Annotated in this window: 24 protein-coding genes and 1 tRNA gene; 13 read left to right on the forward strand and 12 right to left on the reverse strand. The window is 68.7% G+C overall.

All coding sequences use genetic code 11. The annotated features are described in order from the left end of the window. Nucleotides 1-5 precede the first annotated feature (5 nt). Together AC5Y4Z_RS10755 and nudC are read left to right on the forward strand one after the other, a co-directional pair. Nucleotides 6-1076 carry a potassium channel family protein gene (locus tag AC5Y4Z_RS10755; protein WP_499963485.1) on the forward strand — a complete coding sequence of 357 codons (1071 nt, stop codon included), beginning with the start codon at nucleotides 6-8 and terminating at the stop codon, nucleotides 1074-1076. Further along, on the forward strand, nucleotides 1076-1999 hold the full coding sequence (gene nudC, locus AC5Y4Z_RS10760; RefSeq protein WP_499963487.1) for an NAD(+) diphosphatase: 924 nt from the start codon (nucleotides 1076-1078) through the stop codon (nucleotides 1997-1999). The genes AC5Y4Z_RS10755 and nudC overlap by 1 nt, the downstream gene beginning before the upstream one ends. Before the next feature lie 4 nt (nucleotides 2000-2003). Here nudC and mrx1 read toward each other — a convergent pair whose 3' ends face one another. Then, nucleotides 2004-2258, reverse strand: coding sequence for a mycoredoxin Mrx1 (gene mrx1 / locus AC5Y4Z_RS10765; protein ID WP_499963489.1), 255 nt, complete (start codon nucleotides 2256-2258; stop codon nucleotides 2004-2006). 70 nt (nucleotides 2259-2328) lie between these two features. Here mrx1 and AC5Y4Z_RS10770 point away from each other — a divergent pair, with 70 nt between their 5' ends. Together AC5Y4Z_RS10770 and AC5Y4Z_RS10775 are read left to right on the forward strand one after the other, a co-directional pair. After that, nucleotides 2329-4431, forward strand: coding sequence for an ATP-dependent DNA helicase UvrD2 (locus AC5Y4Z_RS10770; protein ID WP_499964735.1), 2103 nt, complete (start codon nucleotides 2329-2331; stop codon nucleotides 4429-4431). 352 nt (nucleotides 4432-4783) lie between these two features. Beyond that, nucleotides 4784-5050 (forward strand): WhiB family transcriptional regulator, encoded by a 267-nt coding sequence (locus AC5Y4Z_RS10775; protein WP_499963491.1) that lies wholly within the window; start codon nucleotides 4784-4786, stop codon nucleotides 5048-5050. A gap of 77 nt (nucleotides 5051-5127) precedes the next feature. Here AC5Y4Z_RS10775 and AC5Y4Z_RS10780 read toward each other — a convergent pair whose 3' ends face one another. Continuing rightward, nucleotides 5128-6471 carry a macrolide-binding ATPase MABP-1 gene (locus AC5Y4Z_RS10780; RefSeq protein ID WP_499963493.1) on the reverse strand — a complete coding sequence of 448 codons (1344 nt, stop codon included), beginning with the start codon at nucleotides 6469-6471 and terminating at the stop codon, nucleotides 5128-5130. A 74-nt stretch (nucleotides 6472-6545) separates the two neighbouring features. Between AC5Y4Z_RS10780 and AC5Y4Z_RS10785 the strand changes: the two genes are divergently transcribed. Beyond that, complete coding sequence (locus tag AC5Y4Z_RS10785) at nucleotides 6546-6719, forward strand: hypothetical protein (RefSeq protein ID WP_499963495.1); 174 nt, start codon at nucleotides 6546-6548, stop codon at nucleotides 6717-6719. 10 nt (nucleotides 6720-6729) lie between these two features. Here the strand turns inward: AC5Y4Z_RS10785 and AC5Y4Z_RS10790 are convergent, their stop codons facing one another. Then, entirely contained in the window at nucleotides 6730-7596 is an 867-nt protein-coding gene (locus AC5Y4Z_RS10790; RefSeq protein ID WP_499963497.1) for a cyclodehydratase, read from the reverse strand. A 37-nt stretch (nucleotides 7597-7633) separates the two neighbouring features. Continuing rightward, entirely contained in the window at nucleotides 7634-8995 is a 1362-nt protein-coding gene (locus AC5Y4Z_RS10795; RefSeq protein WP_499963499.1) for a zinc-dependent metalloprotease, read from the reverse strand. 78 nt (nucleotides 8996-9073) lie between these two features. Between AC5Y4Z_RS10795 and AC5Y4Z_RS10800 the strand changes: the two genes are divergently transcribed. Continuing rightward, complete coding sequence (locus AC5Y4Z_RS10800) at nucleotides 9074-10096, forward strand: YlbL family protein (RefSeq protein WP_499963501.1); 1023 nt, start codon at nucleotides 9074-9076, stop codon at nucleotides 10094-10096. 85 nt (nucleotides 10097-10181) lie between these two features. Next, nucleotides 10182-13178, forward strand: coding sequence for a UPF0182 family protein (locus tag AC5Y4Z_RS10805; RefSeq protein ID WP_499963503.1), 2997 nt, complete (start codon nucleotides 10182-10184; stop codon nucleotides 13176-13178). 99 nt (nucleotides 13179-13277) lie between these two features. Here the strand turns inward: AC5Y4Z_RS10805 and AC5Y4Z_RS10810 are convergent, their stop codons facing one another. Both AC5Y4Z_RS10810 and AC5Y4Z_RS10815 read right to left on the reverse strand, forming a co-directional pair. Next, the gene (locus tag AC5Y4Z_RS10810) at nucleotides 13278-14300 is read right to left on the reverse strand and encodes a TIGR03617 family F420-dependent LLM class oxidoreductase (protein ID WP_499963504.1); all 1023 of its coding nucleotides are present in this window, start codon (nucleotides 14298-14300) and stop codon (nucleotides 13278-13280) included. 16 nt (nucleotides 14301-14316) lie between these two features. Further along, nucleotides 14317-15264 (reverse strand): GlxA family transcriptional regulator, encoded by a 948-nt coding sequence (locus AC5Y4Z_RS10815; protein WP_499964737.1) that lies wholly within the window; start codon nucleotides 15262-15264, stop codon nucleotides 14317-14319. Between the two features lie 105 nt (nucleotides 15265-15369). Between AC5Y4Z_RS10815 and AC5Y4Z_RS10820 the strand changes: the two genes are divergently transcribed. The 3 genes from AC5Y4Z_RS10820 to AC5Y4Z_RS10830 all read left to right on the forward strand — a co-directional run bounded on the left by AC5Y4Z_RS10820 (nucleotide 15370) and on the right by AC5Y4Z_RS10830 (nucleotide 16708). Further along, nucleotides 15370-16020, forward strand: coding sequence for an HD domain-containing protein (locus tag AC5Y4Z_RS10820; protein WP_499963505.1), 651 nt, complete (start codon nucleotides 15370-15372; stop codon nucleotides 16018-16020). 14 nt (nucleotides 16021-16034) lie between these two features. Continuing rightward, complete coding sequence (locus AC5Y4Z_RS10825) at nucleotides 16035-16562, forward strand: cupin domain-containing protein (RefSeq protein ID WP_499963507.1); 528 nt, start codon at nucleotides 16035-16037, stop codon at nucleotides 16560-16562. A 72-nt stretch (nucleotides 16563-16634) separates the two neighbouring features. Then, a tRNA-Met gene (locus AC5Y4Z_RS10830) sits at nucleotides 16635-16708 on the forward strand. A 122-nt stretch (nucleotides 16709-16830) separates the two neighbouring features. On the opposite strand, the gene AC5Y4Z_RS10835 is transcribed toward AC5Y4Z_RS10830, so the two are convergent. From AC5Y4Z_RS10835 to AC5Y4Z_RS10850, 4 genes are all read right to left on the reverse strand, one after another. Beyond that, complete coding sequence (locus tag AC5Y4Z_RS10835; RefSeq protein WP_499963509.1) at nucleotides 16831-19188, reverse strand: TOTE conflict system archaeo-eukaryotic primase domain-containing protein; 2358 nt, start codon at nucleotides 19186-19188, stop codon at nucleotides 16831-16833. 61 nt (nucleotides 19189-19249) lie between these two features. Continuing rightward, a complete protein-coding gene (locus AC5Y4Z_RS10840; RefSeq protein ID WP_499964739.1) occupies nucleotides 19250-19378 on the reverse strand; it encodes a hypothetical protein in 129 nt (42 codons plus the stop codon). A gap of 2 nt (nucleotides 19379-19380) precedes the next feature. Next, a complete protein-coding gene (locus AC5Y4Z_RS10845) occupies nucleotides 19381-19821 on the reverse strand; it encodes a PIN domain-containing protein (protein WP_499963511.1) in 441 nt (146 codons plus the stop codon). Between the two features lie 14 nt (nucleotides 19822-19835). Next, entirely contained in the window at nucleotides 19836-20369 is a 534-nt protein-coding gene (locus AC5Y4Z_RS10850; protein ID WP_499963513.1) for a helix-turn-helix domain-containing protein, read from the reverse strand. 201 nt (nucleotides 20370-20570) lie between these two features. Between AC5Y4Z_RS10850 and AC5Y4Z_RS10855 the strand changes: the two genes are divergently transcribed. After that, complete coding sequence (locus tag AC5Y4Z_RS10855) at nucleotides 20571-21548, forward strand: Acg family FMN-binding oxidoreductase (RefSeq protein WP_499963515.1); 978 nt, start codon at nucleotides 20571-20573, stop codon at nucleotides 21546-21548. Here the strand turns inward: AC5Y4Z_RS10855 and AC5Y4Z_RS10860 are convergent. Both AC5Y4Z_RS10860 and AC5Y4Z_RS10865 read right to left on the reverse strand, forming a co-directional pair. Then, nucleotides 21545-21958 carry a pyridoxamine 5'-phosphate oxidase family protein gene (locus AC5Y4Z_RS10860; protein ID WP_499963517.1) on the reverse strand — a complete coding sequence of 138 codons (414 nt, stop codon included), beginning with the start codon at nucleotides 21956-21958 and terminating at the stop codon, nucleotides 21545-21547. The genes AC5Y4Z_RS10855 and AC5Y4Z_RS10860 overlap by 4 nt on opposite strands. Next, nucleotides 21942-22955, reverse strand: a complete 1014-nt coding sequence (locus AC5Y4Z_RS10865; RefSeq protein WP_499963519.1) for an Acg family FMN-binding oxidoreductase — start codon at nucleotides 22953-22955, stop codon at nucleotides 21942-21944. The genes AC5Y4Z_RS10860 and AC5Y4Z_RS10865 overlap by 17 nt, the downstream gene beginning before the upstream one ends. 141 nt (nucleotides 22956-23096) lie before the next feature. Here AC5Y4Z_RS10865 and AC5Y4Z_RS10870 point away from each other — a divergent pair, with 141 nt between their 5' ends. Further along, nucleotides 23097-23846, forward strand: coding sequence for a universal stress protein (locus AC5Y4Z_RS10870; protein WP_499963523.1), 750 nt, complete (start codon nucleotides 23097-23099; stop codon nucleotides 23844-23846). After that, the gene (locus tag AC5Y4Z_RS10875) at nucleotides 23843-24604 is read left to right on the forward strand and encodes a universal stress protein (RefSeq protein WP_499963525.1); all 762 of its coding nucleotides are present in this window, start codon (nucleotides 23843-23845) and stop codon (nucleotides 24602-24604) included. Before AC5Y4Z_RS10870 ends, AC5Y4Z_RS10875 begins: the two co-directional genes overlap by 4 nt. Nucleotides 24605-24645 lie beyond the last annotated feature (41 nt).

Below are 24645 nucleotides of genomic sequence, written 5' to 3' on the forward strand. Positions count from 1 at the left end.
TTTTCGTGGCCAAAGGTAGCTGGCGGCGGCTGGGCCGTCTCGACGAGCGGTTGACCGTCCAGCCCAGTTACGCGCTCGTCGGCGTGCTGCGCATCCCCCAGGGCCAGGCCGGTCCGGCCCGCATCATTTCGCGCCGGGTCGCCATCGCCATCGCCGCGCTGTTCATCGGAGCCATCACGGTCTACCTCGATCGCGACGGATACCAGGACGCGCGGGGCGACCGGCTGACGTTCCTGGACTGCCTGTACTACTCCGCGGTGACGCTGTCGACGACCGGCTACGGCGACATCACGCCCATTTCGGAATTCGCGCGGGCGATGAACGTCTTGGTCGTCACGCCGCTGCGCATCGCGTTCCTGATCTTGTTGGTCGGCACCACGCTCGAGGTCGTCACCGAAACGTCCCGCCAGGCGTGGAAGATCCAACGTTGGAGGAGCAGAGTGCGCAACCACACGATCGTGATCGGGTATGGCACCAAGGGCAAAACGGCGATCGGGGCGATGCTCAGCGACGAGGTGCCCCCGGCGGAGATCGTCGTCGTCGACACCGATCAGGCCGCCCTCGACCGGGCCGCCTCCGCCGGGCTGGTCACCGTCCACGGCGACGCGACCAAATCCGACGTGCTGCGGTTGGCCGGCGCCCAGCACGCGGCCTCAATCATCATCGCGTCCAGCCGCGACGACACCGCCGTGCTGGTCACGCTGACGGCGCGGGAGATCTCGCCGAAGGCCAAGATCGTGGCGTCGATCCGGGAGGCCGAGAACCAGCACCTGCTGCGGCAGTCGGGCGCGGACTCGGTGGTGGTCTCCTCCGAGACCGCCGGCCGGCTGCTGGGCCTGGCCACCACCACGCCCAGCGTCGTGGAGATGATCGAGGATCTGCTGACCCCCGACGCCGGGCTGGCCATCGCCGAACGCGAGGTCGAGCAGGGCGAAATCGGCGGCTCGCCAAAGCACCTGCGCGACATCGTGCTCGGTGTGGTGCGCGACGGCCGGCTGCTGCGCATCGGCGCCCCGGAGGCCGACGCGATCGAGGCCAGCGACCGGCTGCTCTACGTCCGGAACGCGGGCAACTGATGGACTTTCAGTTACGCGACATTCCGGTGCTCTCGCGCGTCGGCGCCGACCGGGCCGACCAGCTGCGCACCGACGTCGAAGCGGCGACGGCGGGCTGGGCGGACGCGGCGCTGCTGCGGGTGGATTCGCGCAACCAGGTGCTGGTCACCGACGGCCGGGTGGTGCTCGGCGCCGCGGCCGCGCTGGCCGACGAGCCGCCGAAAGAGGCCGTGTTCCTGGGCCGCATCGAGGGCGGCCGCCACGTGTGGGCCATCCGCGGCGCGCTGCAGGCGCCCGAGGATCCCGACGTCAAGGTCGACGTGGTGAACCTGCGCAGCCTCGGCCCGATCTTCGACGACACCAGCAGCCAGCTGGTGTCGTCGGCGCTGGCGCTGCTGAATTGGCATGACAGCGCGCGCTTCAGCTCGGTGGACGGCTCCCCGACGCGACCGGCCCGGGGCGGCTGGTCGCGGGTCAACCCCGTCACCGGCCACGAGGAGTTCCCGCGCATCGACCCGGCGGTGATCTGCCTGGTCCACGACGGCGGGGACCGCGCGGTGCTGGCGCGCCAGGCGGTGTGGCCCGAGCGGATGTTCTCGCTGCTGGCCGGATTCGTCGAGGCCGGTGAGTCTTTCGAGGCGTGCGTCGCCCGCGAGATCCGCGAGGAGATCGGCCTGACCGTGCGCGACGTGCGCTACCTGGGCAGCCAGCCATGGCCGTTCCCGCGCTCGCTGATGGTCGGCTTCCACGCCCTGGGCGACCCGGACGAGGACTTCTCGTTCAACGACGGCGAGATCGCCGAGGCGCAATGGTTCACCCGCGACGAGGTGCGCGCGGCGCTGGCGGCCGGCGATTGGAGCAGCGCGTCGGACTCGAAACTCCTACTGCCGGGCTCGATTTCGATCGCGCGGGTGATCATCGAATCGTGGGCCGGGCTGGACTGACCCCTCAGCCGCCGGCTTCGGCCAGCCTCGCCTTGACCTGGGCGGCGCTCGGGTTGGTCAGCGTGGACCCGTCGGCGAACTTCACCGTGGGCACGGTCCGGTTGCCGCCGTTGACTGAGCCGACGAACTCCGCCGCCGCCGGGTCGTGTTCGATGTCGATCTCGTCGTAGGAGATCCCGTCGGAGTTGAGCACCGTCTTGAGCCGGCGGCAGTACCCGCACCAGGACGTCGTGTAAACGGTGAGCGAAGCGTTGGTCATAGCCCGGATAACATAGCGCAGCGATGACGCATTCCGCGGCTTGTCGGCCGACGCTGCCAAGATGGACGCCATGCCGATGGTCGCCGACGCATTGACCGCCGAGCTCGACGACGAGCAGCGCGAGGCCGTGCTGGCCCCGCGAGGGCCGGTCTGCGTGCTCGCGGGCGCCGGAACGGGCAAGACCCGCACCATCACGCATCGCATCGCGCAGCTCGTCGGGGGCGGTCACGTCGCCGCCGGCCAGGTCCTGGCGGTCACCTTCACCCAGCGCGCGGCGGGGGAGATGCGCGCCCGGCTGCGCGCGCTCGCCGCGGCCGGCCACACCGGTGCCGGGGTCGGGGCCGTGCAGGCCCTGACCTTTCACGCCGCCGCGCACCGCCAGCTGCGCTACTTCTGGCCGCGCGTCGTCGGCGACACCGGCTGGCAGCTGCTCGACACCAAGTTCGCCGTCGTGGCCAGGGCGGCCAGTCGCTGCCGGCTCAACGTCAGCACCGACGACGTGCGCGACCTGGCCGGCGAGATCGAGTGGGCCAAGGCGTCGCTCATCGGGCCCGAGCAGTACGCGTCCGCGGTGGCCGACGCCGGCCGCGACGTCCCGCGGGACGCCCAGCAGATCGCGGCCGTCTATTCGGCCTACGAGGCCCTCAAGGTTCGCGACGAGTCGCTGGCGCTGCTCGACTTCGACGACCTGCTGCTGCACACCGCCGCCGCGATCGAGAACGACGCCGCCGTCGCCGAGGAGTTCCGCGACCGCTACCGCTGCTTCGTCGTCGACGAGTACCAGGACGTCACCCCGTTGCAGCAGCGCGTGCTGGCGGCCTGGCTGGGCGACCGCGACGACCTGACCGTCGTCGGCGACGCAAACCAGACCATCTACTCGTTCACCGGGGCCACGCCGCGCTTCCTGCTCGACTTCTCGCGGCGGTTTCCCGACGCCACGGTGGTGCGCCTGGAGCGCGACTACCGGTCCACCCCGCAGGTGGTGTCGCTGGCCAACCAGGTGATCGCCGCCGCGCGCGGCCGCGTCGCGGGCAGCAAGCTGCAGCTGTCCGGCCAGCGCCCCCCGGGCCCGGCCCCGTCGTTTCACGAGCATCCCGACGAGACCGCCGAGGCCGCCGCGGTCGCGAAATCGATCGGCCGGCTCATCGAATCCGGCACCGCGCCGTCGGAGATCGCGGTGCTCTACCGGGTCAACGCGCAGTCGGAGGTCTACGAGGAGGCCCTGACCGAGGCGGGCATCACCTACCAGATCCGCGGGGGCGAGGGGTTTTTCAACCGCCAGGAGATCAGGCAGGCGCTGCTGGCACTGCAGCGCGAAGCGGAGCGCGGCTCGCAGGGTCCGCTTCCCGACGTGGTGCGCGCCGTTCTGGAGCCGCTGGGGCTGACGGCCGAGCCGCCGACGGGCAGCCGGGCCCGGGACCGCTGGGAGGCGCTGGGCGGGCTGGCCGAGCTGGTCGACGAGGAGGTGGCGCAGCGCCCGCAGCTCGACCTGCCGGGGCTGGTGGCCGAGCTGCGCCTGCGCGCCGACGCCCGGCACCCGCCCGTGGTGCAGGGCGTCACGCTGGCGTCGCTGCACGCCGCCAAGGGGCTCGAGTGGGACGCGGTGTTCCTGGTCGGGTTGGCCGACGGCACCCTGCCCATCTCGCACGCGCTGGCGCACGGAGCCGAAAGCGAGGCCGTCGAGGAGGAGCGCCGGCTGCTCTACGTCGGAATCACCCGGGCGCGAATCCATCTCGCGCTCAGCTGGGCGCTGGCCCGCAGCCCCGGCGGGCGCCAAAGCCGCAAGCCGTCGCGGTTCCTCAACGGCATCGCGCCGCAGACGCGCGGCGACGCCGCGCCTTCCCGGTCCCGCCGCACCCGCGGTACCGCGACGCGCTGCCGCATCTGCAACAACAGCCTGACCACCCCCGCGGCGATCATGCTGCGCCGCTGCGAAACCTGCGCGGCCGACATCGACGAGGAGCTGCTGCTGCGCCTCAAGGAGTGGCGGCTCGAAGTGGCCAAGGAACAGAAGGTGCCCGCGTACGTCGTGTTCAGTGACAACACGCTGATCGCGATCGCCGAGCTGCTGCCGGGCGACGAGTCGGCCCTGATCGCGATCCCCGGGATCGGCGCGCGCAAGCTCGAACAGTACGGGCCGGACGTCCTGGAGCTGGTGCGGCAAGCCCGCTGAGGTAAAGACGCAGGTCAGAAAATCGGTTGTGGCCGGCAGGCGGTAACCTTTACCCTCGAAAGCGCACTTTGCTGCCCACTAAGCGTCACTGAGAGGAGGATCGCCACGATGATCACCAACGCGTTCGGTGTAGGCGTGGCCGCCGCGGTATCAACCGCGGCCACCTCCCATGCCGCCAAGCATCGCGCCGCCGCGACGGACGCGTCCGTGGATCGGGGACCCACCTAACAAGCCCCCACTTGGCCACGGACCCGAAGTCAGCAAGGATCCGTGGCCATAATTTTCGGGTTGGAAGCCCGCAACCTGGTCCGGATCGCCACAAACACCCGACCAGGAAGCAGGTGAGCAGGACATGTCGGCACCGCCAGTCCCCAGACCGACGTCGCCGGAGTTGCCGTGCCACGCCGGCGATCCCGACCTCTGGTTCGCCGAGACCCCGGCCGACCTGGAGCGCGCCAAGGCCTTGTGCGCGAGCTGCCCGGTCCGTCACCAGTGCCTGACGGCCGCGCTGGAACGCGCCGAACCCTGGGGCGTGTGGGGCGGCGAGATCCTCGAGCGGGGATCGGTCGTCAGCTTTAAACGCCCGCGCGGGCGCCCCCGCAAGGAGGTGGCCGCCTAACCCGCGCCCTAACCCGCGAAAGTGCAACTGCCGACGCGTTTCTCGAGAAGCGGCGTCGGCAGTTGCACTTTCGCGGACTAGACCACCGCGCTGTCGGGCTCGGCGAAGCCGGGGACCAGCTCCTCCGACAGCGCCCTGGTCGGAATGTGGGCGTCCAGCTGGCACATGATCGCGACGCCGGAGGCGATCACGCGCATCGGAATCGCCAGCTTCGGGGGCAGGTCCAGCTGCCGCGCCGTCCGGATCTGGGCCACCGAGCGGTCGATCTGGCCCACCGTCATCTTCTGCAGCCACTTGCGGGTGTAGTGGAAGACCTCGACCTCGACCGGTTCGACGTACTGGCGCAGCATGTCGTCGATGTCGCGCACCGAAACCTGCTGGCCCTTCTGGATGAAACCGGCCTTCTCCATCGTCGGCAGCAGCAGGTCGTAGTTCTTTTCCCGCGCCAGCCGGATGGACATGCCCAGCTCGACCGGGAACCCGCCCGGCAGCGGCGCCACCGCGCCGAAGTCGATGACCCCCATGCGGCCATCGGGCATCAGCATGAAATTCCCGGGGTGGGCGTCGCCGTGGATCATCTCCAGCCGGCGCGGCGCGTCGAAGGTCAGCTCGGCCAGCCGGGTGCCCATCAGGTCGCGCTGCTCGACGGTCCCGCTGCGGATGATCTCCGACATCGGGATCCCCTCGATCCATTCCTGGATCACGACCTTGGGCGCGCTGGCCACGATGTGCGGCACCAAAAAGTGCGGGTGGTCCTGGTAGGCCTTGGCGAAGGCCCGCTGGTTGTCGGCCTCCAGCCGATAGTCGAGCTCCATCTCGGTGCGCTCGATCAGCTCGTCGACGATGCCCTGGACGTCGACGCCGGGCGCGAGCTGCTTGACCACCCCGACCATGCGCTTCATGGTCTTCAGGTCGGCGCGCAGCGCCTCGTCGGCGCCCGGGTACTGGATCTTGACGGCCACCTCGCGGCCGTCGGACCACACCGCCTTGTGCACCTGGCCGATGCTGGCCGAGGCCATCGGGGTGTCGTCGAAGGAGGTGAACCGGGAGCGCCACTTGGTGCCGAGCTGCGCGTCGAGCACGCGGTGCACCTTGTGCGCCGGCATCGGCGGCGCGTCCTTCTGCAGCTTGGTCAGCGCCTCGCGGTACGGCTCGCCGAATTCCTCGGGGATGGCGGCTTCCATCACCGACAGCGCCTGGCCGACCTTCATCGCCCCGCCCTTGAGCTCGCCGAGCACCGTGAACAGTTGGTGGGCGGCCTTCTCCATCAGTTCGGCGTTGACTTCGTCCCTGGACTTGCCGGTCAGTCGCTTGCCGAACCCAAGTGCCGTGCGGCCGGCGATACCGACCGACAGGCCGGCCAACTTGGCGTTGCGCGCGGCGCCGCCGCGTTTGATGTCTGCCACGTACCCATCATCCATGACGCTCAGCGCCGGGCGCTGTCGATCCGGCCACAACCGGGAAAGGGGCCATACGGTTGCCATAGGTTATGGCGATGGCAGCCAAGCAAACGCAGCACGACGCCGCCGAGGCGTTGTTCAGGGCAATCATCGAGACACTGGACAAGAACCGCACCGAGGGCACCCTGACCGCGCAGGTCCTCGAGGAGCTCGCCAGGGCGTACGCCTCGCTGGCGACCAACGTCCCCGATCAGGGCCGGCTGGGGTAACCGCCGCCCGTCAGCACGAGCACAGCGGGTGCCTGGTCCAGCGGCGCGAGAGGATCGAGCCGGCGTTGACGTCGAACTCCAGCGTGGCGTTCAGCGCCGGGGGCGGCGCCGGGTCGGGCACCGCCTCCTGCCCGCGCACGGCGGCGATCACCCGGTTGACCTGGCTGAGCGCCAGCGCCGCGGTGGCGAGCAGGGTGGCCCGGTCGGCCACCCCGACGGTGTCGCGCAGCTGGGCGGCGATGGCCGGCCACGCCGCGTCGCGGTCGGCGCGGTGCAGGTCGGCGCAGCCCAGGCAGCTGGTGACACCGGGGATGACGAGCGGGCCCACCAGCCCGGTGCCGTCCCGCACCCGAACGGGCAGGTGCGGGACGCCGCGGGCGTGCAGGTCGCGCACCATCCGCGGGTCGGCGACCAGGTTGTCCGACAACACCACCAGATCCACGGCGGATGACACGGCGGCGTGCGGCTGGCTGCTGTGCGCGACGCGGGCCCCCGAACACCGCAACGCGTCGGTGAGCAGCTCCGACAGTGGCCCGCGGCCGTGGATGCGGATCGACGCCGCCCGGCCCCGGGACTGCCGGCATTCGGTCGCCACGCCCGCGCCCACCAGCTGCGCGACCAGGCTGGTCAGGCCGCCGGCGTCCTTCAGCCCGCGGTCGACGGCCCGGCTCCGCAGCTCGGATATCGGCGTCGGCGACCGCATGGACCGCAGGAGCGCGGCCAGCTCGGGCGCGGCGAGGCCGCGCGGCGGGCGGACCAGCACGGCGCGGCGCGGATCCCAGCCGACCTGGACGGCGCCGTCGGGCCGCAGCAGCACCGGCAGCGCCGGGTCCAGCGCATATAACGAAAGCGCGGCCGCCGATAGGGCCTGAGTCATGGGTGGTGACTGTGCCACGCCGAGGCGGGCGCCGCGTTCAGTTATCCCCAGCGCCGCCCGGCGGGGGTTCTTCTTCGAGCTTGGCGATGGCCTCGTCGATGCCGCTGGTGTCCCCGCCGATGACGCGGTCGATGAACCCCGCCGGCTCGTCGAGGTCGTCGGCGCCGGGCAGCAGGTCGGGGTGCTGCCAGATGGCGTCGCGGGCGTCGGCGCCGGCGGCCTGCGTCAGGCGCTCCCACAGCGCGGCGGCCTCGCGCAACTTGCGCGGCCGCAGCTCGAGGCCGACCAGCGTCGCGAAGGTCTGCTCGGCGGGCCCGCCGCTGGCCCGGCGCCGGCGCAGCGTCTCGGACAGGGCGGCCGTGCCCGGGATCCGGTCGCCCAGGGCGGCGGTGACCACCACCTGCACCCAGCCGTCGATCAACGCCAGCAGCGTCTCGAGCCGCTCCAGCGCCTGCGTCTGGGCCGGGGTGGCCTTCGGCTCGAAAACCCCTTGGCCGAGCAGGTTTTCGATGGCCGCCGGGTCGGACAGCGACGCCGGATTGAAGTCGCGGGCCAGCTCCTCGATGCCGGACATGTCGATCTTCATGCCCTTGGCGTAGGCCTCGACCGCGCCCAGTAGCTGGCTGGACAGCCACGGCACGTGGCTGAACAGCCGGTGGTGCGCGGCTTCCCGGGCGGCCAGGAAGGTCAGGATCTCGCTGCGCGGCTGCTCGAGCCCGGCGGCGAACGATTCGAGGGCGTCCGGCAGGATCGCGGCCACCCCCTTGGGGCCGAGCGGCAGGCCGATGTCGGTGGACGTCAGCACCTCGCGGGACAGCCGGCCCAGCGCCTGGCCGAGCTGCGACCCGAACGCCATCCCGCCCATCTGCGACATCATCGCCAGCAGCGGGCCCGCCATGGTCTTGGCTTCCTCGGGCAGCGAAGCCGCCCACACCGTCGCGATCTGCTCGGCCATCGGATCGCACAGCCGTTTCCAGGTCTCCAAGGTGTGGTCGACCCAGTCGCTGGGACTCCAGCCCCCCGCCTTGGTGGTGCCGGCGGGCAGCGCCGTTGCGCCGTCCAGCCAGGTTTCGGCCAGGTGCACCGCATCGGCGATGGCCTTATTCGTCGAGGCGGGGATGGGCGCGACGAACCCGATCGAGCTCGACGCGACCCGCCGCGCCAATTCGTAGTTGACCGGCCCGGAAGCCTGGCCGCCGGCCATGACGGTGCCCGCGCTGGAAAACATCTGGCCGAGCTGGGTGAAGATCTGCCCCAGATCGCCCATGCCGAAGGCGCCCAACGGGTCGGACGCCCCCGAGCCGGATTCGGGATCTTTCTTCCCGCGCTTCTTGCGCTCCGGGTCGTCGCCGGAGGAGAAGCCGAAAGGCAGGTCAGCCATGACGTCAACGGTACTCACCGCGCCCGCGCCCCGTGCGGGCCGCGGTCACGCTCTCAGCTGAATGGGCCGCGGCGGCGTCCCGATAGGGTAAGCGGCGTGAACAGGCGGATTCTGACCCTGCTCGTCGCCCTGCTGCCGATCGTCGTGTTCGGCGTGTCGCTCGCGGTGGTGACGGTGCCGTTCGTGTCGTTGGGCCCGGGCCCGACGTTCGACACGCTCGGTGAGGTCGACGGCAAGCAGGTGGTCGCCATCCAGGGCGCCACCACGCATCCGACGACGGGTCACCTCAACATGACGACGGTGTCCCAGCGCGACGAGCTGTCGTTGGGGGAGGCGCTGACGCTGTGGCTTTCGGGGCAGGAACAGCTGATCCCGCGCGACCTCGTCTTTCCGCCGGGCAAGTCGCGCGAGGACGTCGACAAGGCCAACACCGCCGACTTCAAGCAGTCCGAGGACAGCGCCGAATACGCCGCGCTGGGCTACCTGAAGTACCCGGCCGCGGTGACCGTCGCGAACGTCACCGACCCCGGCCCGTCGGCGAGCAAACTGAAGTCCGGTGACGCCATCGACATGGTCAACGGCACCCCGGTCGCCAACGTCGAGCAGTTCACCGGATATCTGAAGAACACCAAACCCGGCCAGGTGGTGACGATCGACTACCGCCGCAAGAACGAGCCGGCCGGGGTGGCGCAGATCACGCTGGGCACCAACAAGGATCGCGACTACGGCTTCCTCGGGGTTGCCGTGCTCGACGCGCCCTGGGCGCCGTTCGTCGTCGACTTCAACCTCGCCAACGTCGGCGGGCCGTCCGCCGGGCTGATGTTCAGCCTCGCCGTCGTCGACAAGCTCACCACCGGCGACCTGGCCGGGTCGACGTTCGTCGCCGGCACCGGGACCATCGCCGTCGACGGCAAGGTCGGCCAGATCGGCGGCATCACCCACAAGATGGCCGCCGCGCGCGCGGCCGGTGCCACCGTGTTTCTGGTGCCGGCGAAGAACTGCTACGAGGCGAGCTCCGACAACCCGCCGGGGTTGCGCTTGGTCAAGGTCGACACGCTCGGCGGCGCGGTCGACGCGCTGCACGCGCTGCAGGCGGGGGGCCAGCCGCCCAGTTGCTAGCCCGCTCCTCGCGGGTGGCGAGGTGCGTACAGTTGTGAGCTAGAAAACTCCAAGTACCTTTTCTACAGCCCAGGGAGCGTAACCAGTGGGGATGCGGCCCACCGCACGGATGCCGAAGTTGACTCGGCGCAGCCGGATTCTGATCCTCATCGCACTGGGTGTGATCGTTTTGCTGCTGGCCGGCCCGCGGCTGATCGACGCCTACGTCGACTGGCTGTGGTTCGGCGAGCTCGGCTACCGCTCGGTGTTCACCACCGTGCTCGTCACCCGCATCCTGGTCTTCCTGGTCGCCGGCCTGCTGGTGGGCGGCATCGTGTTCGCCGGGCTCGCGCTGGCCTACCGCACCCGCCCGGTGTTCGTGCCGAGCAACACCAACGACCCGGTGGCGCGCTACCGCGCCGTCGTCGTGTCGCGCCTGCGGCTGGTGGGCGTCGGGGTCCCGGCGGCCATCGGGCTGCTGTCGGGCATCATCGCGCAGAGCTATTGGGTGCGGGTCCAGCTGTTTTTGCACGGCGGGGACTTCGGCATCAGGGACCCCCAGTTCGGCAAGGACCTCGGCTTCTACGCGTTCGACCTGCCGTTCTACCGGCTGCTGCTCAGCTACCTGTTCGTCGCCGTGTTCCTGGCTTTCTTGGCGAACGTGTTGACGCACTACATCTTTGGCGGCATCCGGCTGTCCGGGCGCACCGGGGCGCTGAGCCGTTCGGCGCGGATCCAGCTGGTCAGTTTGGTGGGCGTGCTGGTGCTGCTCAAGGCCGTTGCCTACTGGCTGGACCGCTACGAGCTGCTGTCGCACACCCGCGGGGGCAAGCCGTTCACCGGCGCCGGCTACACCGACATCAACGCCGTGCTGCCGGCGAAGCTGATCCTGATGGCGATCGCGCTGATCTGCGCCGCCGCGGTGTTCTCCGCTATCGTGCTGCGCGACTTGCGGATTCCGGCCATCGGCCTCGTGCTGCTGCTGCTGTCGTCGTTGATCGTGGGCGCCGGGTGGCCGCTGATCGTCGAGCAGATCAGCGTCAGACCCAATGCGGCGCAAAAGGAAAGCGAATACATCGCCCGTAGCATCACCGCGACGCGGCAGGCCTACGGGCTGACCTCCGACGTGGTCAGCTATCGCAACTACACCGGCGACGGGCAGGCCACCGCCCAGCAGGTGGCCGCCGACCGCGCGACCACGTCGAACATCCGGCTGCTGGACCCCACGATCGTCAGCCCGGCGTTCACCCAGTTCCAGCAGGGCAAGAACTTCTACTACTTCCCCGACCAGCTGTCCATCGACCGCTACCTCGACCGCAACGGGGCGCTGCGCGACTATGTCGTCGCCGCACGCGAACTCAACCCCGACCGGCTGATCGACAACCAGCGCGACTGGATCAACCGGCACACGGTCTACACCCACGGCAACGGGTTCATCGCGTCGCCGGCCAACACGGTGCGCGGCATCGCCAACGACCCCAACCAAAACGGCGGCTACCCGGAGTTTCTGGCCAACGTCGTCGGCGCCAACGGCAGCGTGGTGTCCGACGGGCCGGCGCCGCTGGACCAGCCGCGCATCTACTTCGGGCCCGTCATCTCCAACACCTCGGCCGACTACGCGATCGTCGGGCGCAACGGCAACGACCGCGAATACGACTACGAGACCAGCACCGAAACCAAGAACTACACCTACACCGGGCTCGGCGGGGTGCCGATCGGCAGCTGGATATCCCGCAGCGTGTTCGCGGCGAAGTTCGCCGAGCGAAACTTCCTGTTTTCCAACGTGATCGGCTCGAACAGCAAGATCCTGTTCAACCGGGATCCGGCGCGGCGGGTGGAGGCCGTGGCGCCGTGGCTGACGACCGACAGCGCGGTGTACCCGGCGATCGTCAACAAGCGGCTGGTGTGGATCATCGACGGCTACACCACGCTGGACAACTACCCGTATTCCGAATTGACCTCCCTGGAATCGGCCACCGCCGACTCCACCGAGGTCGCGTTCAACCGGCTGGCGCCCGACAAGCAGGTCTCCTACATCCGCAATTCGGTCAAGGCCACCGTCGACGCCTACGACGGCACCGTCACGCTGTACCAGCAGGACGAGCAGGACCCGGTGCTCAAGGCGTGGATGCGGGTGTTCCCCGGCACCGTCAAACCCAAGAGCGACATCACCCCCGAGCTGGCCGAGCACCTGCGCTACCCCGAGGACCTGTTCAAGGTGCAGCGGATGCTGCTGGCCAAGTATCACGTCAACGACCCCGTGACGTTCTTCTCCACCTCCGATTTCTGGGACGTGCCGCTGGACCCGAATCCGACTGCCAGCAGCTACCAGCCGCCGTATTACATCGTCGCGAAAAACATTGCCAAGAACGACAATTCGTCCTCGTACCAGTTGACGAGCGCGATGAACCGGTTCAAGCGCGACTACCTGGCCGCCTACATCAGCGCCAGCTCGGATCCCGCGACCTACGGCAAGATCACCGTGCTGACCATCCCCGGTCAGGTCAACGGCCCGAAGCTGGCCAACAACGCGATCACCACCGACCCCGCGGTGTCCCAGGACCTCGGCGTGATCGGCCGCGACAACCAGAACCGCATCCGGTGGGGCAACCTGCTGACCCTGCCGGTGGCCCAGGGCGGCCTGCTCTACGTCGAGCCCGTCTACGCCTCGCCGGGGGCCAGCGACGCCGCCTCGTCGTATCCGCGGCTGATCCGCGTGGCCATGATGTACAACGACAAGATCGGCTACGGCCCCACCGTGGGTGACGCCCTGACCGGGTTGTTCGGGCCCGGCGCGGGTGCGGCCGCCACCGGGATCCAGCCGACCGAGGCCGGCGCGCCCCCGAACCCGAATCCGAACCCGCCCGCCAGCCCGCCGGCGCCCGCCGCGGTGCCGGGATCGCCGCCGCCTCCCGCCGCGGTGGTGCCGCCGGCCCCGGACGGGTCGGTGACCCTGTCGCCGGCGAAAGCCGCCGCCCTGCAGGAGATTCAGGCCGCGATCGGCGCCGCGAAGGACGCGCAGAAGAAGGGCGACTTCGCCTCGTACGGCGCCGCGCTGCAGCGCCTCGACGACGCGATCAACAAGTACAACGCCGCCAAGTAACTTTTTTCCCGCGAGCGTGCCCGCCACCACCGCGAGCGTGCGTGTTGGTACGGCGACACGCCGTAAACCTTGGCATTTTGCGGACGCTCGCCGAGGCGGTTAGCCCCGCAGCGCCTGCGCCACCTCGCCGTACCGCTCGAAGCGCTCAGGGCTTTCCAGCGCCCCAAAGGCGTTGTACAGCACCAGATGCGTGGCGACGCCGTCGTACTTGGCCCTCAGCGCGTCGGCCAAGCCGTCCCAGGTCGACTCGGTGGCGAAGGCGGCGATGTGCTCGTCGGAGACCTGGGCCACCATGCCGGCGAAGTCCCCGGCCTTCTGCTTCTCGCGAATCCGCGCCGTCGTCCCCTCGAATCCCGCCTCGTCCCAGATAAACGCGTAGTTCGGCGTGCTGCCGTAAAAGGCCATGCTGGCCCGCACCGACTCCCGCTCGCCGGCGCGCTCCTCGTCGCTGTCGCCGACGATCGTCATCACCGGCACGATCATCGCGACGTCCGACGGCGAGCGCCCCGCCTTCTCCGCCCCCTCGGCGACATTGGGCACGACGTGGCGGGTGAGGTAGCCGGGCTCGCCCAGCGGGTGGACGTGCACCCCGTCGGCGACTTCGCCCGCCATCCGCAGCATCCACGGATTCACCGCCGCCACATCGACTTTGGGGTCGGAGGCGTCGATGGGTCCCGCGCTCCACTGGGGCGTGATGAAGTCGAGCTCGTAGAACTCGCCGTGGTGGTCGAGCGTTCCGCTGCGAAACGCCGAGAAGCAGGCCTTCACGGCGCGCACGTAGTCGCGCAGCCGCGGGCCGGGACGTTCGAAGGCCATGCCGTAGCGCCGCACAACGTGGGTGCGCACCTGCGTGCCCAGCCCGAGCCGGAACCTCCCGCCCGTCGCCTCCTGCAACTCCCACGCCGCGGCCGCCGTGACGAACGGGCTGCGCGGAAACGCCACCGCGACACCGGTGGACAGCTCGAGCCCCGGCGCGGCCTGCGAGGCGATCGCGGCGTTGAGGTAGGCCGTGCGCCCGGTCTCGGTGAACAGCAGACCGGAGAACCCCGCGGCCTGCGTCCGACGGGCCAGATCACCGGTCTTGCCCAGCGGCTGCGGGACCGCCATCACGTCGACGTGCATGACGGAACAGTAGCCGTCAGCCTCGCGATGCCGTGCGGAACCTCTCCCGGTACGCCCTCGGGGAGACGCCGAGGCGGTCGATGAACACGCGGCGCAGGCTTTCGGCGCTGCCGAAGCCCGCCACCCGCGCGGTGTCGGCGACGGTGCGGCCGGCATCCAGCGCCGCACGCGCGGCGTCGATCCGCACCAATTCGACGTAGCGCGCCGGGGTCGTGCCGAGCTCGGACTGAAACAGCCGGGTCAGCTGCCGCGTGCTCAAAGAGGCCCGCGCCGCAAGGGTTTTCACGCTGTGGTCGGCGGACGGGTCGGCCGAGACCGCATCGGTGGCCTTGCGCAGCGGCGACTGCCGCGCGGGTTCGGCCTCGACCAGCACCGAGAATTGCGATTGGCCGCCCGCCCGCTTGAGATAGACCACCAACCACCGGGCGACGGCGCGGACCAGCTCGGTGCCGTGATCCATTTCGACCAGCGCCAGCGCCAGGTCGATGCCCGACGAGATACCGGCCGAGGTGAAGACGTCGCCGTCGCGAACGAAGATCGCGTCAGGCTCCACGGTGACTTCGGGAAAGGCCCGGGCGAACAACCGGACGTCGTGCCAGTGGGTGGTGGCGCGCCGCCCGTCGAGCAGGCCCGCCTGCGCCAGGATGAACGACCCCGTGCAAATCGAGGCCAGGCGGCGGGTTCGGCCCGCGACCGACCTGACCGCGTCGACGAGCTCGGGGTCGATGGCGCGCCGGGGCAGGTTGTCGCCGCCGGCGACCAGGACGGTGTCGGCGGACTCGATCGACGAAATGGCGTCCGTGACACCCAACCGGGCGCCGATCGAGGTGGTGACGTCGCGCCCGTCGACCGACGCGATCTTGATTCGGTAGTCGCCGCCGCAGCGGTTGGCTTCGGCGAACACCTCGCCCGCTCCCGCGACGTCGAGCATGGTCACGTCGTCGAAGACGACGATCACGATCAACCGCGGGCCCGACACAAGCCCATTGTCCGCGCCGTGTCGCAATTTGTGGGAAGCACGGCTCAAACGACATGGGGTGTTGGGGCCCCGTACCCGCAGACTTTGGCCATGGAGACACAATCGATCGAAACTATTGCGGGCATCGTCGTGCCCGATACGCCACTCGTCCGCGAGGTCACCGAATTCATTCGGGAGGCCGAGGACGACCTGCTCTTCGACCACTCACGACGGGTGTTTTTGTTCGGCGCGCTGCAGGGTCGCCGTCGTGGGCTGGAACCGGACCTGGAGCTGTTGTACGTGGGCGCGATGTTTCACGACCTGGGCCTGACCGATCGCTATCGCACGTCCACCCTGCGCTTCGAGGTCGACGGAGCCAACGCGGCACGGGCCTTCCTGTTGGAGCGTGGGGTCGACGAAGCCGACGCGCAGAAGGTGTGGCTGGGCATCGCCTTGCACACCACTCCCGGCGTGCCCGAGTTCCTCGACCCAGAAATCGCCTTGGTCACAGCGGGTGTCGAAACCGATGTCATCGGCATTGGCCGTGAAGACCTTTCCGCCGAGGCCATCGCCGCGGTGACCGCCGCCCACCCGCGCCCCGACTTCAAGGACCGCATCCTGGACGCCTTCAACCACGGCATGAAGCACCGCCCGGACACCACCTTCGGCACGATGAACGCCGACGTCCTGGCGCACTTCGACCCATCCTTCAAACGGGGCAACATGGTTGATCTCGTCCTGGGCAGCAGCTGGCCCGAATAGCAGGAGCGGTCGAGGTGAATCAGATTCCCGTCACGGTCGTCCTGCCCGGGGAAGGCGATTGCGTTGCGCTGCCCGGTTTCGGGGCGGTTTTCAAGCTGTCCGGCACGACCAACGGGGGCGAGGTGTCCATCGTCGAGCATCCGTTTGCCGTCGGCGTGCCCACCGCCGCGCACCGGCACACCCGCGAGGACGAGCACTCGATTGTGCTGGCCGGCGAGATCGGCTTTCGCTCCGACGACAGCGAGGTGGTGCTGGGACCCGGCGGCTACATCACCAAGCCGCGGGGGCAGATGCACGCGATGTGGAACGCGGGCTCCGAGCCGGGCCGCATCATCGAGGTGATCACCCCGGGCGGCTTCGAGAACTACTTCAGGGAGCTGGGTGAACTGCTCGTCGAGCACGCCGACGACCCGGGCGGCCTCGTCCTGCATGAGCTGCCCGAGTTCGGCGAGCTCGCGGACAAATACGGCCTCACGTACGGGAACCCGGAGTGGATGGACGACATCAGGCGGCGGTACGGCCTCAACCCGCCGTCGCATTGACGCCCTCGACCGCGCTGGTCGGCGCGCGATTTGGACCCGGTGACGAGCGTTCGGTAACCTGTCATTTACCGACGCGGGGTGGAGCAGCTCGGTAGCTCGCTGGGCTCATAACCCAGAGGTCGCAGGTTCGAATCCTGTCCCCGCTACTAAGTGGGAATGGCCTCGGAAGAGATTCCGGGGCCATTTTCATGCCGGCCGGACGGCCGCCGTGAGCATTTTGAAACGGCAGCTGCTGGCCGGCCGCCTTGACGGTGGCAGCCAGCGACGATTATCGGACCAATGTCCTCGGGTCGGGAAAGCCCATCTTGATGTAGCCGGGTGCGCGCTTCCGTAGGGAAGAGGCGAGGACCGGAGTGAGCTCATCGTGGTAGTCGTGCACGGTCGCGGTGGACTTAGCGGGGTGAGGGCGAGTGATGCGGCCGACGTACTGAACGAGTCTGTTCTTGAAGCTGATCGGGGCCGCGAGGAACAGGGTGTCCAAGATCGGGCAATCGAATCCTTCACCGATAAATGAGCCGGTACCGATGATCAGCAAGGGCTCGCTGTCGGCGGTGTGGCTGGCGAGTTGTTCGGAGATTTCACGGCGCTCCCGTGCCTTCATTCGCCCGCTGAGTACGACGACCGGTTCACCTGCGGCGCGGAGACGCTCGGCGATTGCGTCCAGGTGGCCGATCCATGTGGTGAGTACGAGGATGTTGGCGCCGTCGCGGTGAGCGGCGAGGATGTCGGTGACTATCTGCTCAAGCCGGGCCTCATCGGTGATCAATGCGCGGTAGATTTCGGCCATTCCGGCCGGCGCGGTGGGATCGGCATCGCCGGAGTAGCGGAACCGAGTGCGGTGCAAGTGCAGGACCGGGTGCGGTGCAAGCAGGCCGGTGTCCGCGGAGGGGAGCTGGCCCGCGGCGGGGCCTTCGAGGGTCACGTGATGTGATCCGAGTTGGTGATAGATGAGATCTTCAAGCCCGTCGCGGCGCTCCGGCGTGGCGGTGAGTCCCAGCCAGTATTTTGCAGGGATTCGATTGATCACGTGGAAGAATGCGCTGGCGGCGATGTGATGGCATTCGTCAACAATCACGAAACCGTAGTTCGCCGTGAGATTTTCGATGTTGTCGCGACGGGCGAGCGTGGGCAGCAGAGCGACGTCAATGGTGCCGGTGGTCTTCGAACGCCCACCGCCGATCTGTCCGCACTTGAATCCGACGTGCTTCTGAAGCCGGTCACGCCATTGGTCAGCCAGTGCTTTGCGGTCGACCAGGATCAGGGTCGAGGTTGCACGGGAGACGATTGCGGCGCAAGCAATTACTGTTTTGCCAGAGCCAGGGGGCGCGATAAGCACACTCGTGTCTTCTTCGACGAGTTGTCGAGCGGCAGCGGTCTGTTCGGTCCGGAGCGGTGTTGTGCAGCTGAATTCTTGAGTATGGCCGACGGCGCGCTTGTCGTCGATGCGCAACGTACTGTCGGCTGAATCAACCAGTTCCGTCAGTAGCGCGTGCAGGCCGCGCGGCAGGACGAGATCGCCCTCGGCCGTCTCGTCATAGCTGTACAGAAAGCGCGGCGTGTCCCACGTACTGCGTCGAGCTCGCTGGCGAGCATCAAACTCCGGATTTCGAATGGAGGCTGCGTGCTTGACGGCCGCGATCATTGCGGGACCAAGATCGTTGGCGGCCAGGATGAGCCGAGATGCGAAGGTTGCGCGAATGATCGGTGCCGGCCTCGGCACGATTTTCGACGAGGTGGGCAGCCGCAGTTGGCGTACGCGATGGCCGAATTGGGGACCCGGCAGCGTGCGAGCGAGTACGGCCACCTCCTTGGTGGAGAGCCGCGCGATGCTGGACAGGTATGCCCACTGGTCGTCGAAAGGTTCCAGCGTGGCTGCGTCGAGGAACAAGGTTGTGCCGTGCTGGCGGCGTTTGCCGTTGAGCGGTGCGGCGATGAGATTCCCCATGCCGCGGCCGGTATGGACGTCTTGGGATGGAAACAGTCGATCATAGCTGCTCAGGTGCATACTGCCGCGCAGTTGAAAGGCCTCGCCGAGCAGGCTGGTCGCGATACTGCGTGCGGTTGCCGCAGAAGTGGCCTGCGCGAAGAAGATCCACACGTGCGCGCCCCGCCCCGACTGGGATACCTCCAATGCAGCCGGAACATTATGGGCACGTGCGGCTTTCATATAGGCCAGCGCATCGAGCATCGCGGCCTCCTTGTCGAAGTCGGCCGCGACCCACCAACATGTGTCATCGTCGCCAAGTGGATACAGGCCGATATGAATCTCGCCACGTAGGTGCTGGTCGATGACGTCGGTGGTCAGCGCACGATAGTTTGCATCGGTGCGCTTCATGCCTCGTCGCCAATATCCGTGAATAGCCGGCATCCAGCCGGAGCGCCCGTCGCGGCGGTTCTCCCATCGCAGAGCGTAGACATCGGAGCGGCAGCTAAATAGATCGAGATAGAACCGCATCTTGTCCTCGGGCGCTGATGCCATGCTCACCGGCGACTCCGGTGCACCGGTCAGGGTGGCTTGATCCGGGTTCGCCGCCCGCGCCTGCTCTTCACTTAGTTTCAGTAGGCGACGTAGTCGGAGATTGTCGGCGCGCAATGTCTCCAACTCACCGGGGAACCGCTCTTCCACAACGACAGTCTGCCGATCGTTGCACGGGAATGCAGGCTGATGCGATGCTCGGCGGGACGCGTCAGATGACGGCGCGGATGAGCTCGACCGCTTCGGTCATCTGGTATCGCTGAACCAGCTGGTTCAGGATCTCCTCAGCGGTCACTGGTGGCTCGGAAAACCTCGTGGCCATGGCGTGGACGGCTCGCAGCGCTACATCTGGCGAGACCGATACGGTATCCGCTGCAAATTCGGCGGGGACAGGACTTTGATGTGCTCGGGAATCTTCGCAATCGGGAAGTCCTTGAGATTGTCGGTGACGATGGCTCCCGCTCCGCCGACGAGTGCCGCTGCGGCGACGTGTTCATCGTCGGGGTCTGGCAGGTTGAACGTGCCGTCGTGTGGTTCCCAGTTTTCGACCAAAGCATCGTCGAAAGCTGTTGTCATCCGGTCTATCAGGCGACGGGCTCGCGCTGCAGCTGAACGGGGTTGTACTCCTCGTCTGATCAGCTTCTGCGCCTCGTGATATTGGAGTTCAGCCAGGATTTCGCTTGACCACAATGGTCGATATAGCCCTTCGATTGCGAGCGAAAGCACAAAATCTCGCTGCAAACTCGGCCATAACACCGAAGTGTCGAGGAGGGCAGCAAACATTGTTGCCGATTGTGTCAGCTTCGCCGCCGTGCTGTCTTTCGGCGCGCCCCCACAGCGCGGCGCGCTTCGCGCAGTTGCTTCCGGATCGTTTCCGGATCGTCATTGCTGTCGATGTCCGCGGTCGCTGCCAGTGCGTCGTACTGACGCTTGCGGCGCTTGTCCCGATAGGACAGCACATCGTCGAGCAGAAGCCGATGCCGGTTGCCGATTCGTTCGGCAGGCAACACCTCGTTGTTGATCAGGCGTACGACGGTCGGACGACTAACGCCGAGAAGATCGGCCGCTTGCTGCGTGGTCAGTGCCATGGTTTGCGGCGCGATGGTCACCGCCTTGCCCCCGTGGAGTGCGGCGACCACCTTCGTCAACGCCTGATGGATTGCTTCGGGCAGCTCGATGCGGTCATGCTCGTCGATACCGACCAACGCGTAACTTGGAGAAGCTGAAGTACCGCGACGGCGTTCGTGAGCTGCGAGGAACCCGATCACTGGTGCGAGTTCTTCAGGGTGATCAGGCAGAAATGTCGCGGCCTCGATCGCCTCAGCGCTCACAGGACTCACCAGCCTTTATTCGAACAAAGCGAAAGGTCTTTCGTAACGTTCGAATAATACCACAATCGTAAGCTCAGGTCCACTTGCCCGGCGTTGGCGAAGTGGCCCAAAGTCCCTTCGCCTAGAGCCCTCGTCCCCTCGTCGGCCCGGCGCAACTGCGCGACCGTGGAAGCCGGAACGTTTACCGAAGGGGACACAGCCATGAACTCGCGTTTTCCGGATGCCGGCACGATACGGACCGTCCTGGCATTGGCGTCTCGGGCGCCCTCGGTGCACAACACGCAACCCTGGCGGTGGCGCGTCGACGCGACGAGCCTGCACCTCTACGCGGACGCCGCGCGGCAACTGCCCAATACCGACCCCGACGGCCGCGACCTGATCCTGAGCTGCGGCACAGCGCTGCACCACTGCGTCGTCGCCTTCGCGGCCGTCGGCTGGCGCGCCAAGGTGACCCGGCTGCCCAATCCGGCCGACCCCAATCACCTTGCCGCGATCGAACTGTCGCGTCACCCCGCCGACGGCGTCGACATCGCGCTGGCCGCGGCCATCCCGCGGCGGCGCACCGACAGGCGCCACTACAGCTCCTGGGCGGTGCCCGTCGGCGACATCGCGCTGATGGCGGCCCGCGCGGCGCGCCAGGGCGTGACCCTGTGCCAGGTCGAGGACCTCGACAAGCTGCACGACATCGTCGCCGAATCCATTGGGCAGCACCGCAATTACGACTACCTGTTGGAGCTCACGGCGTGGAGCGGGCGCTACGCGTCGGTGGCGGGGGTTCCGGCGCGCAGCACACCGGCGCCGGACCCCACGGCCAAGATTCCGGGCCGTGTCTTCGCCGGTCCCGCGCTGGCCATGGCGCCGGCGTCGTCGTCCGCCGACGACAACGCCGTCGTCCTCGCCCTGGGCGCCCGGGCCGACGACCGGCTGGCGCAGCTGCGCGCCGGCGAGGCCACCAGCATCGTGCTGCTCACCGCCACCTCGGCGGGGTTGGCCAGTTGCCCGGTCACCGAGCCGCTGGAGATCGCCGCGACCCGGGAGTCGGTGCGCTCCGACGTCTTCGGCGGCGGCCACTACCCGCAGATGTTGCTGCGGGTGGGCTGGGCGCCCATCAACGCCGACCCGTTGCCGGCGACGCCACGACGCGATCTCAATGACTTCGTCGAATGGGTAACGGACTAGAGCCGCGGGCCGAACCGGAACCGCCGGCCGGTGACCATCTCGGGAACCACCCGCACATAGTGCGTCTTCTCCGACGCCGTCCACGAAAGCAGTTGGGCGCGTTCGGCTTCCTCGATCTGCTCTTTGGTGCGAAGCGAGCGCGCGCTGCCCTTGACGATCACGCTCCAGCCCTCCGCGACGTTGTGGTCGTCGACCTCGAACAGCACGCGATTGTTGATCGCGGCGCTGACCAGCTTGGTGCCCTCGGCGGTGCGGAACAGCACGGTGCGGCCCTGCACGACGTAGTTGACGGGGAAGATCTCGGGCTGGCCGTCCACGCTGGTGACGATCCGCCCCAGCGCCACGCCGGCCAGCAGCTCCCAGCATTCGCTCTCCGACAGGATGGTCACCCCGTCATCGGTCGTCGACATCAGCGCACCCTTCTTCGCTCGATCGGATCTCCAGGACATCGCGCGGCGCGCGCCGCGGCGTGGGCGGCGGAACGGCCTCCATCGGCGGCGCGATCCCGGCGCGGATCAGCACCTGCGGCCGCCCGCCGCCCTCGAGCAGGCCGCGCACGATGTCGCGGCTTTCGTCCAGCTCGATGAGATGGGTCAGCGGACAGGTCGCCAGGAACGCCAGCGTGCACTCCAGCAGCACGCTCGACAACGCCTCGCCGCAGCGCAGCACATCGATCCTGGTGTCGTCCGGGGTCGACAGCACCAGGATCGTCGAGCCATCCACCGCGACCTCGGGACGCCGATCCTGGTGACCGCGGACCGGGAACTCTCGCGCCACGTCCACCCGCCCGCTTTCCTTGTCGGACGGCAGCGCGCTCGGCGGAATACCCTCGGCCGACACGAAAGGCGAAGTCCACCAGTCGAGTTCGGCGTGATACGACTCGTCGTCGCGGCGCAGCGCCTCGGTGAGCCGGGAGGCCTCGACCAGCCTGGGCCGCTCGTCGTCGGTCAGCACATCGAGCGTCACCAGGCTCTCGTCCAGGGCGCCGCGCAGCACGGGCTCGAACATGCTCCAGTACACGGGCTGAGCCATCGGCAGCCGGTCGGTCCTGCGATGCAGGATCGCGTCGGCGCGGTCGCGCTGCGCGCGGGTGACGTGCTCGACGGGAACGAACCGGATCGACGCCACCTGGTTGGGGTCCTCGGGATCAGGGAACCGCTCGATCTCGGCGCGCCACCCCGCGGCGAGCATGGCGACGCGGAGGTGATCGAGCGCGGCACCGCAACTGAGGATTGCCTCGCGCCCGGAGCGGTCCGCGCCGGGCAGGGCTCGGTCACGGTCGACGAACAGCCGCAACACCCCGTCCTCGGCCACCCAGCGCCATGGCTGGCTGTTGTGTACCGACGGCGCCCGGCACGCCAGCTGCACCGCTGCCTTCACGGTCTGGATGTCCGGCGTCGCGTTCATGGTCACTGTCCACGCTAGGCCGCCTCGGGTCCTTTAGGGCAGGGACGAATGGCTCCCCGACTAGGGCCCAACGGCCCCTGCGCTCCGCAGAACCGCGAAATAGCCTGGTATTGAGCGAAAAATAGCTAGTCAGGAGCCGACATGAACCAGCTGGACGCGAAGTCGGTGGTCGTGGGCGTCGACGGCTCGCAAGCCGCGGTCGACGCCGCCGAGTGGGCGATCGAGGAGGCGCGCAGCCGGCAGCTGCCGGTGCGCCTCGTGTATGTCATCCCGCGCCGCGATGGGCAGACCGAGTGGGACATCGAACGCGCCGAGATGGCGCTGGCCCGGGCGGAACACGCCGTTCAGCGCGCGGACAACCCGGTCGACGTCGAAACGGCCGTACTCTCAGGTGATCCCGGGCAGGCGCTGCTCAGCGAAGCGCACGGCGCGGCGCTGGTGTGCGTCGGTGCCTCCAGGCGCGGGCGGGCCCCCTTGGTGGGCCCCGTCGCCGCGGCGTTGGTCGCGGACGCGCCGTGTCCGGTCGCGATCATCCGTTCCAAGCCCGACCGATCCGCTAACGGTGTCATCGCCGTCGTCCTCAACGACGACCCCGACAACGACGAAGTCGTGCGCCACGCCATGGAGGAGGGCCGGCGCCGGCGCGCCACCGTGCTGCAGATCGATCGGCGGCTGAACAGCTGGGTCCGGCGCTATCCCGACGTGCACGTGGCGACCGTGGCCGCGGGCACCGGAGTCCACACCGGCGAAAGGCGGAGCCGCGCAATCGAACTGGCCGTCGTGGGCGCCGCCGACGCCGGCGAGATCGCCGACCTGGCCACCCCGAACTGCCACCCGATCGTGGGCTATCCCGACTGCTCGGTGCTGGTGGTCCGCCCGCAAAGCCGATGAACGGGGTAGCGGCACCGCGGCCCGTCGTCGTCGGCGTCGACGGATCGCGGGCGGCGATACATGCGGCGCTCTGGGCGGTCGAGGAGGCAGTGAGCCGGGACGCGCCCCTGCGCCTGCTCTACGCGGCCGAGCCGGGTGAAACCGCGGCCGCCGCGGAGATGGCGATACGCCACGCGGTCAAGGAGATTGAGGCCGCGGGCACTGCGGTGACGATCGAAACCGAAGTCGCCGAGGGGCAGGCGCTGGGATCGTTGATCCGGGCGTCGGCGTCGGCAGCCCTGGTGTGCGTCGGCGCGGTCGGGCTGCACCACTTCCGGCCGGGCCGGGCGGGTTCGGTCGCCGCGGGTGTGGCGATGTCGGCGCGATGCCCCGTGGCGATCATCCGCGCCCGGGACGACGGCCGGCCGGACCGGATCGTGGTAGAGCTGGACGGCTCACCCGACAACGGCGTCGTGCTGGACGCGGCCGTCACCGAGGCCCGGTTGCGCGGCGCCCCCATCCGCGCGCTCGTGCGGCGACACGAAGGCGATCGCCGCGCGCTCGCCGGCCTGGATCGACGGCTGGCCCGCTGGACGCGACGCTATCCGGGCCTGCGCGTCGAGCCGGCGGCCGTCCCCGGCGGCCTTCCCGAGTACCTGGCCCACCGCCCCGGCCCGGCAGGGCTGGTCGTCGCCGGCGCCCGCAACCGTCGCCACCTGGGCGAGCTCGTCGGGCGGGCCGGCTGCTCCGTGCTGGTCGTCAACCGGCAACATTTGTGAGTCTTTGACCTCGTGGAAAAATGGCGGATGGCACGCCCGGC

It is taken from the genome of Mycobacterium sp. NGS63, assembly GCF_059812295.1.

Bases quoted from the DNA above. Each gene is read 5' to 3' on its own strand.
- nudC (WP_499963487.1), top strand. From the start codon at position 1,076: ATGGACTTTCAGTTACGCGACATTCCGGTGCTCTCGCGCGTCGGCGCC.
- mrx1 (WP_499963489.1), bottom strand. From the start codon at position 2,258: ATGACCAACGCTTCGCTCACCGTTTACACGACGTCCTGGTGCGGGTAC.
- AC5Y4Z_RS10770 (WP_499964735.1), top strand. From the start codon at position 2,329: ATGCCGATGGTCGCCGACGCATTGACCGCCGAGCTCGACGACGAGCAG.
- AC5Y4Z_RS10775 (WP_499963491.1), top strand. From the start codon at position 4,784: ATGTCGGCACCGCCAGTCCCCAGACCGACGTCGCCGGAGTTGCCGTGC.
- AC5Y4Z_RS10780 (WP_499963493.1), bottom strand. From the start codon at position 6,471: ATGGATGATGGGTACGTGGCAGACATCAAACGCGGCGGCGCCGCGCGC.
- AC5Y4Z_RS10785 (WP_499963495.1), top strand. From the start codon at position 6,546: ATGGCAGCCAAGCAAACGCAGCACGACGCCGCCGAGGCGTTGTTCAGG.
- AC5Y4Z_RS10790 (WP_499963497.1), bottom strand. From the start codon at position 7,596: ATGACTCAGGCCCTATCGGCGGCCGCGCTTTCGTTATATGCGCTGGAC.
- AC5Y4Z_RS10810 (WP_499963504.1), bottom strand. From the start codon at position 14,300: ATGCACGTCGACGTGATGGCGGTCCCGCAGCCGCTGGGCAAGACCGGT.
- AC5Y4Z_RS10820 (WP_499963505.1), top strand. From the start codon at position 15,370: ATGGAGACACAATCGATCGAAACTATTGCGGGCATCGTCGTGCCCGAT.
- AC5Y4Z_RS10845 (WP_499963511.1), bottom strand. From the start codon at position 19,821: ATGTTTGCTGCCCTCCTCGACACTTCGGTGTTATGGCCGAGTTTGCAG.
- AC5Y4Z_RS10855 (WP_499963515.1), top strand. From the start codon at position 20,571: ATGAACTCGCGTTTTCCGGATGCCGGCACGATACGGACCGTCCTGGCA.
- AC5Y4Z_RS10860 (WP_499963517.1), bottom strand. From the start codon at position 21,958: ATGTCGACGACCGATGACGGGGTGACCATCCTGTCGGAGAGCGAATGC.
- AC5Y4Z_RS10865 (WP_499963519.1), bottom strand. From the start codon at position 22,955: ATGAACGCGACGCCGGACATCCAGACCGTGAAGGCAGCGGTGCAGCTG.
- AC5Y4Z_RS10870 (WP_499963523.1), top strand. From the start codon at position 23,097: ATGAACCAGCTGGACGCGAAGTCGGTGGTCGTGGGCGTCGACGGCTCG.
- AC5Y4Z_RS10875 (WP_499963525.1), top strand. From the start codon at position 23,843: ATGAACGGGGTAGCGGCACCGCGGCCCGTCGTCGTCGGCGTCGACGGA.